Here is a 12,683-nt window from a genome sequence, read left to right on the forward strand (position 1 = left end):
TTAAGATAATTTTTTATTAATTTATCAAAATGTATGAATACAAAATACTTCTAAGGAGAAAAAAATGAACAAAAAATGGTTATCATTGATTCCTACTTTAGGAATTGGTGTTAGTTTTTTAGCAGCAGCATGTGTTAATAATAGTAAAAAAGATAATAAACAAAACACAGAAAATGATAAAAATACAGATACTAAACAAAACGGGGAAAACAAAGAAAATATAAAAAATAAACAAGTTTTATTTCAAACCCCGCAAGGAAAATCTTGACCTTTGTCACTAGGTGTTATACCTTTGGTCAATTACTATAATGAAACACAACAAAACAAACCTGGATTCCTTCCGGTTAAACTTGAATTTTTTGAAGACCACAAATTTTTCCAAGAATTCCCATTAATTAAAAATGTAAAAGAGAAAATTGAAACCAATGCAAAAATTGAAAAAATTCCTAACTTAATCTTAGGGGCGCAATCCGGAGCGTATGTGTTATCACAAGACGATAGATTGCTAGATGTTAGCGATGCCGGTATTACAACAAGTATTTTTGATCCAAAAATTGCTAAAATTCACTCACAATTGGCTGGTAAAGATGATGCAGACCAACTATACAACTTACCTTTCGATGAAGCTGATATTGATGCAGTAAGATTTAATTTAGATTTATTAGACTTGATTTTAAACTTAATTAAAAATGGAGGCGGAGCTATCGATGAGGAAGCAGATATTGTTAAGAGAGCTAGAAAAGCAACAACCGTGGGTAATAGCGTTCCTGAAAATAGTATTTTCAAATTATTAAGCGTTAAATCAGACACACAGTTTTCTGGTTACACAGTAGATGATTCAACATTTGCCTCATTGGAAAAAATTAGAGAATTTGCAAACAAAGTTTATGATGGAGTTAATTTAGCTACTGATTCTATTAATCAAAACACAATTAGTGGGCATATTTTAGCAATAGACTATCAAGAAGATGCCTTTCTAAAAGAACTACAAGGTATTATTGGCGATAATTCAATTTTTGAGTTAGAAAAAACTGGAGATTCAAACGAACCTACTAGAATTAAATACAACATAACAAGAAATGAAGCAGTTAAAAATAAATTTAAAGAATTATGAAACGTGTACAAAGACGCTGCTTCTAAAAAAACAGAAGTTGCTTATGGAAGTGATAGTATAAATAAAAAAGCATTTCAAGCTGTTAAATACATGGCAAATGGTTATAGCGAATGAGGTACACACGATATTGCTAAATGAAAAACTGTAATTAGTTTTGCAGCAAGTGTTGGAAACAATCAATCGCATAAAACTAAATTCTCAAAAGGCTTCTTTGTTGGTTTCCAAAAAGATTCACTAGATGCATTCGAGAAATATGCAGAATTCGAAGATCAATACATCCTACCTCAAGTTAATATTGTTGGGCCTAATAAAAGCAATGTTTATTGAGAAGGTGGATCGAGTTTATTACCAATTAAATCATCAGATCCAGCATTAAATGAAGGTACTAAAGCGTTTTTAAATTGACTATATTTAGGAACTAACGACACTTTAAATAAAGGTACTTTTGAACCCAACTGATTGACCTTAGCTAAAACAACTGGTTATATAATTCCATTAAAAGATGTTATTAATGACCAAACTAAACAATCATTGTTAGCTGAACACGACAAACAAAGAGCAATACAAAATAATGCAAGTTTAACCGAAGAAGAAAGAACAAAAGCACACGAATATGCAGATTATCTATCTTCTGCGTGAATTTCACTAACATCAATTTTAAAATTGCAAGATCCTGAATTAAATATTAAAGCTGTACAATTGCCAACTGATGACACAACAGCAAATATTATTAATTTACTTGGAAAAGAATTGATTGGACAAACAAATATCTCTTCATCAGATAGCGCTAAAACAGATGAAGAAATGGTTAAAGCAATTGAATCAATAATAAACAATCAATAAAACAATTAAAAGCACATTTTGTGCTTTTTTAATGCTTTTTTTAAAAATACTATAATATTAAATTATGCATAAAGATTATATAGAAGGTTATTTCATTGATCTTGACGGAACAATGATTGACAAAACCGATGAAACAGGATTTTTAACTGAAGAAAATAAGAATTTTCTGCGCGAATTACAAAAAATTAAACCAGTAATTATTTCAACTGGTCGCCGACCAACCGGTGCTGTCGCTGAAATAATGGCAATGATTAATGCTCCTTACGCCGTGTGTTCGACCGGAGGTGTAGTAATTGATAGTCGAGGTAATTTTGTGAGAGAAATATTAATTGAAAACGACACAAAATTACAACTTTTTCAATACTTTATGAGTAAAAAACTTAATTTTATTGTAAATGGTATTGATAATATATATCACTTTGGAGACAAATTTACTTGAGATAAAAGAGATTGAGTAAAAAGGTTTAATAAAATAAGTTACGATGGTTTTGATTTAACACAAAACATACGCCAAACACTGGTTTTTGGTCCAGGACTTGAGGAAATTGCCCAATTAGAAAAATACATTAATACAAATTTTCCTAATTTATCAACACACGTTGTTTCGCATGGTTATTCAATAGAAGTGACTGACAAAAAAGCTACAAAAGGAACCTCAAATGCTTTTGTGGCCCAACTATTAAACATTGACATTAAAAAATGCGCACACATAGGTGACTCACGCAATGATGTTCTAGCTCTGCCTGATACAGGTTATTTAGTAGCAATGGGTAATGCTGACGATGAAGTAAAAAAAGTTGCAAACTTTATTGGCGAAAATTTCGCCAATGCTGGCTTGAGCAGAACTATTCAAAATTTTGAAAAATTTATAAACGAAAAGGAGAGTAAATAATGAAATTAGAATTTGATATGATAAAAAACTTTTATAGTGAATACCAAAAAAACAAAGTAAACAAAATTGTTGAAAACGCAGTTACAAAAAATGGCATTTACAATGCAACCTACAACAACGAGGTACGTGCTTTTCATAATAATGAATTTAGCAATCAAACTAAAAAAGCCGGAATGACTAATCAAAAATCATCCGGAAGATGTTGAATTTTTGCAGCATTAAATATTTTAAAACCAATCACAATGGAAAAATTAAATGTTGAAAGTTTTGAATATTCTCAAGCCTACACAATGTTTTGAGAAAAAATGGAAAAAGCCAACACCTATTTAGAATTGATTATTGAACATCCTGAATTGAAATACCAAGATCGTCTATTTGAAATGTTTTTAGGTTTTGGTCACCAAGATGGCGGTTTTTGAGAATGATCAGAAGGTTTAATTACAAAATATGGTGTAGTTCCTAAGTCAATTATGCCTGAAACTTTTAACGCTTCAAACACTGCACAAATGAACTCTGTGCTAGAAATTCACTTACTATCAACAACTAAAATATTAAGAGAACTTCAACAAAAAAATGCAAATAATACTGAATTACAACAAGTTAAAACACAAGCAATGCAAAAAGTCTTTGATATTTGTGCCAAATCATTAGGATTGCCTCCAATCAAATTTGATTTTGAATACCGTGATAAAGACAAGAAATTTCACAAAATTTCTGATATAACACCTTTAGAATGATTGGAAAAATACACAACTCCAACATATAAAAATTTAATCAACCTATATGCCGATCCAAGAGATATTTATCCAGTTAACACCAAATTACAAGCTAAATATTTTAGAGGACCAGTAGAAAGTAGACACTTATCATTCATAAATGTTTCGATGGATGAATTGAAAAAAGCAACCATCAAAAGTATTAAAGCGGGTGAGCCAGTATGATTTGCTTGCGATATGGGTCCACAAATCGACCGTAAAAACGGACTAATGGATACAAGACTTTATAATATTGATGAAGCATTTGAATTGAATAATGTTTTATCAAAAGCTGACAGATTGAACTTTAAAATGTCAACACCTAACCATGCTATGACTTTTGTAGGTGTTGATTTGGACGAAAACGATAATCCAATTAAATGAGAAGTTGAAAACTCATGAGGCGATGAAAACGGCAATAAAGGCTATTTCTCAATGAGTGATAAATGATTTGACGAGTATGTTTACAGTGTTATTGTTAATCCTGATTTTTGTTCAAATACAACTGTTGAAGCCAATAAAAAAGAAGCTATTGAAATTGAACCATGAGATCCACTTTCAATGCTATAAATTTAGGATGCTAAATCCTATTTTTTATTGTCTTTATAGAAATAATTCCATATGCAAATAAAAAATTACTTTGTTATAATTAACACATGAAAAATTTAAAAAACAAAGCCAAGGCATATTTCCTTGACCTTGATGGTACTTTTTTAGACAAACCTAATGGCCACGGTACAGTCAGCGATACAAATATTGAAACGGCCAAAAAATTAAATAAATACAAACCAGTAATCTTTTCGACTGGACGTGGCAATACAGATTTCACAATGAATATTGCCAATAAAGTTGGTTCTGAGTATGTTGTTTGTTTAAATGGGGCACTAATAGTTGATAAAAACAACAACATTTTGTATCGTAAAACACTGGATAAAAAACCACTGCTAGAAGTAATCGAAATTTTTAAAAGCCGCAAGATGTTTATTTACATTAACGGCGAAATGATGATGTATCATGGCGGCAATTTAGATAGTCAATACATGAAGGCTTGAGCGGCCGATACAGCAAAAAAAGATTATTCAGAAATTGATACATCTATTGATTTCTCTAAATTGTTAGTATTTGGTCTATCTCGTGAAGAAACAGCACAGTTATGAGAAGAATTATCTGCAAAATACCCACAATTAGCTTTTTACTTAGTTTCTAATGGTTGAACAATCGAAGTTGGCCCTAAAGACGCCAATAAAGGTATAGCAAATTCAGTCGTGTGTGAATATTTAGGAATCAATCCTAAAGATGCTTATCATATTGGAGATTCTGCTAATGATTTGCCAACAAAACAATATTTAGGAAAGTTTATCTGCGTTGCAGGGGCCTTGGATTTTGTTAAAGAAAATGCCGACGCAATCGGCTATGATTTTTCAAACGCTGGTTTGACTAAAATTTTGAATGAGTTAGAAGATTTAGAAAATTTATAAGATATTGAAAAAGTGCAAGAAAAAAACTTAGCACTTTTTCCTTATCTTTTTAAAATGTTGTTATAGAATTATATTGCAATTGGCTTGGTGTCAAGCACTTGCGCTTGACATTAAGTTGTCAACAACAAATATGTAAGGAGACAATCTATGGTAAAAATTAGATTAAAAAGAACTGGATCTAAATTTAATGCACAATACAAAATTGTTGCAGCAGATTCACATTCACCACGTGATGGTAAATTTATCGAAGCTTTAGGTCAATACAACCCTCACACAAAAGAATTCTTTGTTAAAGAAGAATTAGTGCAAAAATGAGTAGACAATGGTGCTCAATTAACACAAGTAGTTCACGACTTATTCAGAAAACACGGCTTAAATGAAAAACTTGCTAAAAATTCAAAAAATCAAGCTAAATAATGAAAATTAATTTTTTGACTCTTTTTCCCAATTATTTCAAACCCTTTGTTGAAGAATCGATTATTTCTAAAGCAATTGCCAAAAATTTAATCGATATTGAAGTAATTGATTTTAGATTATTCAGCAAGAATAAACATCATAAAGTTGACGATGAAATTTATGGTGGTGGACATGGTTTATTATTGCAAGTTGAACCAATTGATTTGGCTTTAGATTCGCTTAAACAAAGAGGTGGTTATAAAATTTTAGTTACACCGCAAGGAAAAAAATTCGATCAATCTATTGCTAACAAACTCGCAAACGAAAAGGAAATTACTTTCATTTCTGGACGTTATGAAGGTTTTGACGAAAGAGTTGTTGAGTTGGTAGATGAAGAAATTTCAATTGGCGATTATGTTTTAACCGGAGGTGAATTGCCTTCAATGGTTATGGCAGATTCAATAATCAGACTTGTGCCTGGAGTAATTAAAGAGGAATCACACCAATATGACTCATTTCAAAATGAAGGATTATTAGATTATCCTCAATACACTCGTCCGCGCGAATACAAAGGAATGAAAGTTCCAGATGTGTTATTTAACGGCAATCATGCTGAAATTGAAAAATGGAAAAAAGAAGCTCAATATAACAAAACATTAAAAAACAGACCCGATATTATCGAAAGGATTAATAATGAGAAGTAAATTAATTGAATTAGTAGAACAAAGCCAATTACGTAAAGATCACCCAGATTTTCGTGTTGGTGATAATGTTAAAGTATACGTTCGTATTCGTGAAGGTGAAAAAGAACGTATTCAAATTTTTGAAGGTTTAGTAATTAGCAAAACTGAATCAGGAACTCGTGAAAACTTTACAGTTAGAAAAATTTCATTCGGTATTGGAGTTGATAGAACATTCCCATTACACTCACCATTTGTTGCACAAATTGAAGTTGTACGTTCAAACAAAGTTCGTCGTGCTAAATTAAACTACATTCGTGAAAGAAGTGGTAAATCAGCAAGACTTAAAGAAATTAAACGTAACAACAAATAATAACAATAAAAAAATTAACATTCGCATGAATGTTAATTTTTGTATATTTTAAATTGTTTTAAATTGTTATTCACAATATTTTATGTGTCTAATTATAGAAATAAAAATCAAGTAATTATGCAATGATGCATAGCACCTTGAAATAAATAATGATAATTTTATGCTTCGATTTGCGATTCAAGGTTCTCAGATATTCCACCTTGTAATTCTACTGCTGTTTCGTAAATTCTTTTTTGCTCTTTTATAACTTCATCTATTTCGAGTTCGATTCGTTTTATCTTACTAAAAAATAAAGCAATATAAATAATACCTGGGATTATAAATCACATCAATAATATGAACGCCGTCTTTTTATTGATTTTTTTATTCTCTAATTCTTCTCTCAACACATTTTTGCGTTCTTCTAAATCTAAAAATTCTTGGAATAATTGTGCTAGTGCAATAGCATTTTTTTTCGTTTGTATCGATAGTGTAATCTAATTTAACTTTTCCTTGCGAAATATCCTGCGAACCTTTTAATTCAAATCCGAAATGACCGGCCGTTTCATTTAAATAAGCCTCTTGTTTGATTGAAGTTCTTATTACTTTATTAATATATTTTGCCATAATCTTCTCCTTATAACAGTTATTTTGTTTACATACTTTGATATAAATTTAAGATATGTATTTAAATTTTATACGTGCTAAAAAAAAAAAAAAAAATGTGTGTTTTTTGCCTTTTTTCAGTAAATTTATAGAGAATTTCCGGAAAATTTACAAAAAAAGCAACTCAATTTAAAATTTTGTATGCAAGTAATAAAAATATCAAGCACAACAAACCGTGCTTGATATTTTAAAGTGTTATTTTTAAATCAAAATTATTTATGTCTTTGACATTTAACAAACTTGATTTTATAAACTCCTTTTCAAAATAATAATGTACTTAGAGATAAACCAACGGCTAAAGCAAAGATTAAAATATCTAAAAATATAACTACCCCTAAATTTCCTCCGGTATAAAATAGCGGTTTAGTAAAGTTTAAAAATGAATATATTGTAACACCTGCGCCCTCGACAAATTTATTGTAAGAAGCAAAATAAATTATCAGTGCAAATAGGCAGTAGGCAATTGTAATGATTGCTGTAGTTTTTATTTCCTTGCTCGATATCACTGCTGTTTTTCTCAATAAAAACAACACAACAAAAGCGATTACTGGGTTAATTGCGTGTGTGATTGTTGATCTTATTGCAGAGTAGAATGTAGATCATGTTTCCTTTCTTCATGATAATAACAGTCAATAAACTAAAAACGTGATAGTAATCAGACCGACAGAAATAACGAACATTTTTAGTATCTTTTCTCTATTTTTAATTATAGAAAACAAAATCAATGTTATACCAGTAAATAAGTTTGTCAAGTAAGTGAAATAAAATATTGTCCCTGCGTGTTTAAACAAAGCATAAACAGTTGGTGTTAATGTTTTTAAATCTATTTCGTAGGAAGAATTGTAATTGATAGAATCCATCAAAATAAAAATAAACGAACCTAACAAAATAAATAGCCCTAGCGTTAAGAACAGGTAATTTTTGTTCTCTTTTAAATTGTTTAACTTTATATTTTTCATAACGATTATTTTATCTTAAAAAAGAAAATATTAACTTATGTTAATAAAATTTAGGTACTTCTCAAATTCATCAAAATATTGGAATCTTATATTTTGTATTTCAAAATAATTCATATTGTTTCAATTCAAATTGTTTCAAACAGTAAAATTGTAAATGCTATCTTCCGTAATAATAAATTGTGTATTTTTTTTGATATAAAACAGATCTATTAATTCATCTATATCAATGTGTTTAGTTCTTGAGCCTTTGATTTTTAATAGTAAACTTTTGCGATTATTGCCTCAATAACACAAACGTATTTTGTTGATTTTTGTTAATTTTTCAGTAAATTGATCAATATTTGTTGGAATAATTAAAGAGATATGCACTTTTTTTGAATCATAATAAAAATAAGGCATAAAACTTTTGTTTTCATACATTCAGCCCTCAAATCTGAAATTTTCGGGGTATTTTTCTCTCAATATTAAGAAATCATTGAAGTATAAACTTATTGAAAAATGATTGAAAGTTGATTGAATTTTATTGAATTTTTTGTGTGTTAAAGGCGACAATGATCACATCATTGCTTCTGTATTTAATATTCCTAAAAATTCAGAAAATACACTTATAAATTCATTGTTCATACATTTATTATATATAACTATATATATAATCTAGTATAATAAAGAATATTTTATGTAATGAAAGGATTAAAATGGGAAAGAAAAAAGAAACATTTTTTGAGCGTCTAACTAGAAAAAACGCTCAACAAGAAGATAGTCAAAATCCAAAATCACCAAAGAAAAAAAATTGAAAATTCTGAGTTATTGCATCATCAATTGCTGCCACTGTAGCAAGTGGTATCACAATTCCTTTAGTTGCAAATAGTTTAGTTAAAAAATATAATGATCCTTTAAAAAATGATACAGTTGTGTTTCATTTTAAAACCCCTGATGAAAATTCTAAATCAATTGGTTTTAATCTAGGAGATGTATTAAAAAACAGCTCTACAGATGAAAAAAGCAATCCAAAATTGATGTTAGACAACGCATTCAAATCGGCGATATTTTATCTATACAACAAAGAAGTTAAGGCATCCAAAGAATACCAAAGATTATGGAACGCTTCACTTAAAACCAATGAAAAAGAAAGAACTGATATTGCTTTAAAACCAATTGAAGAATTAACTAAGAAACATAAAGATTTACTTTTAGATATTAAAGAACAAATGATAAAAACATTTGGTTTTTCTAAATGAGAGCAAGCTTTTAATGATTTCTTAATTAAAAATTTTCAAGGTGCAAAATCAATTAATGAAGCTGTAACACTTAGAGTTTACGATGAAATTAAAAAAGATGCTTTACGTCGTTTCCAATTAAATACTCAATTCAATATTGATGATATTGATAGAGTTGCTAAAACAACTATTTACAAGTTAGATGAAAATGGTAAACCTACAAACCAAGTGCTATATGAAGTGGGACAAAGGGTATTTCCATTTTTCAAAAAAAATGTCAACTATTTCGAAATTGACCAAATTAAAGAAAAAATGACATTTATGACTAACAGTTATGTTGTTGATGAAGAAAATTACGCAGAGTACAAAGATGCATCAAAATTCATTGATTTTTATTTAAGCAACGATAATCCTTTCTTAATTAGTCAATTTACTTTACCTGGAATTGCTCCAGCTAAAAAAGAGGAAGGTAAAGAGGCTAAATGAACAATTGATAGAGAGGCATTTAAAAGATTGATGTTCTACTGACCAATTGATAATGAAAATGCTCCGTTTAAAGCTGAAACATCATTCGAAAAGGTTAAAAACACATTCAAAAGTTATGATGAATTTGTTAAAGAAGCAACTGAAAATAAATCAACTACATTAAACAAAGAAATTGCAGATTATGGTACATTGTTGTCTGTTATTGCTTTAGATGACCAAAGTATAAAATCAAATTGAGGTAGTGAAGGTTTAGTTTCAATAACCGGTTTATTAACTTCAAAAAATGACAAAACCTTACAAGCTTTTTCTGTTTTCGATAACCTAGTATTAGGCAACGATAGTAGCAAAGATGTTGATCTATTTAAAACATTAAGCGACATAAGAACAAACATTATTCAATATTTGGGTTTACAAGACCCTAAAGATTTAGTTGCTAGTGCACAATCTAAAGAAGAAGCACAAACAAAAATTGCTGATTTCAATAAAGAAATTATTAAAGCTTTTGATGAAGCAAGCGATGTGAAAAAAGAAGGTATTTATCAAGATAAATACAATGAATTAGTTGTTAAACCAATAATTCAATTGTTCGAAGATTCAACTAATAATAAAATTAGTACTTTTTACACATTACATGGCTCAGCAAAAACAAAAGTCATTTTAACCTCAAAAGGAATTACTTTAGTAGATGTTAAACAATTATCGCAGCTAAATAACGGTAATTCTCAATCTAACGAAGAAATTATTAAAGAAATGATTAAAAGTGATTTCTTATTAAGTAATAAATATAAATCATCAGCTAACGGCAACAAATATAATGCCTTAAACTTAATTAATAGATCTATGGATATGTCTGAAATTGTTCTTGAAGATATGCTTAAAGACGATAACTTTAAAACATTCATGAAATCAGATTATTTTGTAACGGACAAAAGCGATAAGTCTATCACATATAAATTTGTTGACAAAATCACTGACAGCGAAATAGACGAAATCATTAAATTAAATGTCAATGTTTTAAACGCAAACAAACAGAAAAAATCATTAGATCTAGTTAAAGGTGTTGAAAGTTGAATGAAACAAAGAGCAGAAGATGGATATGACTCTAATTTTGAAATAAATCAAGGCAAAGTTTATTTCACACACAATAACGATTCACACACCAAAAATGCTAGTGCGATTATTTATGAAACTTTAAAAACAATTACAAAGGCAGGAAAGTAGGTATATATGAAAAAAATTAAATTATTACTTGCTAGCGTATCTGCTATAACACCTTTTTCAGTGATTGCTTGTGGCCAAACAATTGATACCACAGCAAAATTAAAACAAGATGATGAAATCCGTAAGTTTTCTGTAGAACAATTAAAAACAGAATTTTCACACGCTACATTGCTATCTTTATACGGTATTCCTTTTAATTCATCAAGCAATTTAGACGAAACATACATCAATACCTTCAAAGATAGAAGTTCAAAATTATTCATTGATTCTTATCAAGCGTTCCAGTTATATGAAAGAAATGAATTACAAAAAGATCCTTTCTATTTTGCACAAAAAGTAATCGATTGAAATAGAGACAGAATTTTAAGTGTCGAAGATGTTCAAAGTATTGGTGATATTGAAAAAGATAAACCATTAACACAAGATCAATTTAGCATTATTTGATTGAACGAAAAAACACAAATTCGTCAAGAAATTGAAAAAATGTTATTTGTAAATGCTTATTTCAAAATTTCTGATAAAGATCAATTGAAAAAAATTGATAAAAACTTTAAATACACTTCAGAACTTAAATATGAACTTGAAAATTATTTACTTTCAAAATACGCAGTTGATAAAAAGTTTGCACAAGTTTGAAGCAAAGACAATGAAGCATCTAACAATAATGACTCATTTTTCACTCGTGGATATAACACAATAAGCAATGTAAAAACTTTTAACGACTTTTGAAATTTCTCTAAACTACCTAAAATAAAACTAAAAGATGACATTGAATTTGTTAGTGGTCATGAAAGTGACAAAGAACTATATGGTTACAAAGGATTTAAAGCAAATACAACTTCATACTCACTGAAATGAGATTATGACTCATTAAAAAACAAAACCGGTTCAAAAGATTTATACGGTTATTATGATGTCAACAACGACCGTCTTGTTAATGAAGAGATAGAACCTAACTTTGTTATTAACCCATTCAAAATTTCAAATAATCCAACCAATATTCCTACAGTTGTCTATGTAAATCAAGTTGCACCAATTTCATCTGGTGTTGAAGTAGAATTACCAACTGTTGAAAACGATGTAAACAACAAAACAAAAGTTACTTTATTGAGTTTTAAAAACACTTTCTATAGAGATAAATTAGATATTTTAGCGTTTCTATTTTTCTTAAATGATCAATCATTATATGAAACAGCAATTAAATCATTTGCTGATATTGGCTATAAGTTTAAAGTTAACGATAAAAGTAAAGCACTAAGAGAAACAATAAAAGATTTACCATTTGTGGAGTTAGTATAATGGACAACATATTTTTAGACATAATCAACGGAAAAGCTGAAGCAGAATTTATTTATAAAGATGATGTTTGCGTAGCTTTTTACGACAAATTTCCATTCAGACCCGGACATTTTTTAGTTGTACCGAGAGTAAAATCAACAAATATAACCGAAATGGATGACGAAACAGCAGCACATTTAATTAATGTTGCTCGTAAATTAGGAAAACAAGAAGTTTTAGATAAAGGTATTCCAGGATTTAAAATTGTTGTAAATACTGGCAAAAGTGCCGAACAATCAATATTCCATACACACGTTCACGTTATACCATTCAAATAACAAAAAAG

Annotated in this window: 14 protein-coding genes; 10 read left to right on the forward strand and 4 right to left on the reverse strand. The window is 29.1% G+C overall.

Annotated elements, in window-relative coordinates; translation table 4 throughout:
* Nucleotides 1–64: 64 nt before the first annotated feature.
* From N1F73_RS01215 to rplS, 7 genes are all read left to right on the forward strand, one after another.
* Entirely contained in the window at nt 65–1,957 is a 1,893-nt protein-coding gene (locus N1F73_RS01215) for a P68 family surface lipoprotein (protein WP_260359562.1), read from the forward strand.
* A gap of 64 nt (nt 1,958–2,021) precedes the next feature.
* Nucleotides 2,022–2,849: an HAD family hydrolase gene (locus tag N1F73_RS01220; protein ID WP_260359563.1), complete on the forward strand. Its 828-nt coding sequence runs from the start codon at nt 2,022–2,024 to the stop codon at nt 2,847–2,849.
* The gene (locus tag N1F73_RS01225) at nt 2,849–4,174 is read left to right on the forward strand and encodes a C1 family peptidase (protein WP_260359564.1); all 1,326 of its coding nucleotides are present in this window, start codon (nt 2,849–2,851) and stop codon (nt 4,172–4,174) included. Before N1F73_RS01220 ends, N1F73_RS01225 begins: the two co-directional genes overlap by 1 nt.
* Before the next feature lie 86 nt (nt 4,175–4,260).
* On the forward strand, nt 4,261–5,082 hold the full coding sequence (locus N1F73_RS01230) for an HAD family hydrolase (protein ID WP_260359565.1): 822 nt from the start codon (nt 4,261–4,263) through the stop codon (nt 5,080–5,082).
* Between the two features lie 147 nt (nt 5,083–5,229).
* Nucleotides 5,230–5,499 carry a 30S ribosomal protein S16 gene (rpsP, locus tag N1F73_RS01235; protein WP_259289906.1) on the forward strand — a complete coding sequence of 90 codons (270 nt, stop codon included), beginning with the start codon at nt 5,230–5,232 and terminating at the stop codon, nt 5,497–5,499.
* Entirely contained in the window at nt 5,499–6,182 is a 684-nt protein-coding gene (trmD, locus tag N1F73_RS01240; RefSeq protein WP_260359567.1) for a tRNA (guanosine(37)-N1)-methyltransferase TrmD, read from the forward strand. The genes rpsP and trmD overlap by 1 nt, the downstream gene beginning before the upstream one ends.
* The gene (rplS, locus tag N1F73_RS01245) at nt 6,172–6,531 is read left to right on the forward strand and encodes a 50S ribosomal protein L19 (protein ID WP_259289904.1); all 360 of its coding nucleotides are present in this window, start codon (nt 6,172–6,174) and stop codon (nt 6,529–6,531) included. The genes trmD and rplS overlap by 11 nt, the downstream gene beginning before the upstream one ends.
* Before the next feature lie 158 nt (nt 6,532–6,689).
* Here rplS and N1F73_RS01250 read toward each other — a convergent pair whose 3' ends face one another.
* The 4 genes from N1F73_RS01250 to N1F73_RS01265 form a co-directional block, all read right to left on the reverse strand.
* Entirely contained in the window at nt 6,690–6,860 is a 171-nt protein-coding gene (locus N1F73_RS01250) for a hypothetical protein (RefSeq protein ID WP_260359570.1), read from the reverse strand.
* 34 nt (nt 6,861–6,894) lie between these two features.
* Nucleotides 6,895–7,137: a hypothetical protein gene (locus N1F73_RS01255; protein ID WP_260359571.1), complete on the reverse strand. Its 243-nt coding sequence runs from the start codon at nt 7,135–7,137 to the stop codon at nt 6,895–6,897.
* 251 nt (nt 7,138–7,388) lie between these two features.
* The gene (locus N1F73_RS01260; protein ID WP_259289902.1) at nt 7,389–8,135 is read right to left on the reverse strand and encodes an MAGa3780 family membrane protein; all 747 of its coding nucleotides are present in this window, start codon (nt 8,133–8,135) and stop codon (nt 7,389–7,391) included.
* Between the two features lie 30 nt (nt 8,136–8,165).
* On the reverse strand, nt 8,166–8,759 hold the full coding sequence (locus tag N1F73_RS01265) for a hypothetical protein (protein ID WP_260359573.1): 594 nt from the start codon (nt 8,757–8,759) through the stop codon (nt 8,166–8,168).
* Nucleotides 8,760–8,830: 71 nt separating this feature from the next.
* On the opposite strand from N1F73_RS01265, the gene N1F73_RS01270 reads away from it, so the two are divergent.
* The 3 genes from N1F73_RS01270 to hinT are packed head-to-tail and all read left to right on the forward strand — an operon-like array spanning nt 8,831 to nt 12,675.
* The gene (locus tag N1F73_RS01270; RefSeq protein ID WP_260359574.1) at nt 8,831–11,059 is read left to right on the forward strand and encodes a HinT-interacting membrane complex protein P80; all 2,229 of its coding nucleotides are present in this window, start codon (nt 8,831–8,833) and stop codon (nt 11,057–11,059) included.
* A gap of 6 nt (nt 11,060–11,065) precedes the next feature.
* A complete protein-coding gene (locus N1F73_RS01275) occupies nt 11,066–12,358 on the forward strand; it encodes a HinT-interacting membrane complex lipoprotein P60 (protein ID WP_260359576.1) in 1,293 nt (430 codons plus the stop codon).
* Complete coding sequence (hinT, locus tag N1F73_RS01280; protein ID WP_259289898.1) at nt 12,358–12,675, forward strand: histidine triad protein HinT; 318 nt, start codon at nt 12,358–12,360, stop codon at nt 12,673–12,675. Before N1F73_RS01275 ends, hinT begins: the two co-directional genes overlap by 1 nt.
* Nucleotides 12,676–12,683 lie beyond the last annotated feature (8 nt).

The sequence above is a fragment of the Mycoplasma sp. HS2188 genome, from assembly GCF_025209835.1.
Taxonomy (GTDB): Bacteria; Bacillota_I; Bacilli_A; order Mycoplasmatales; family Metamycoplasmataceae; genus Mycoplasmopsis.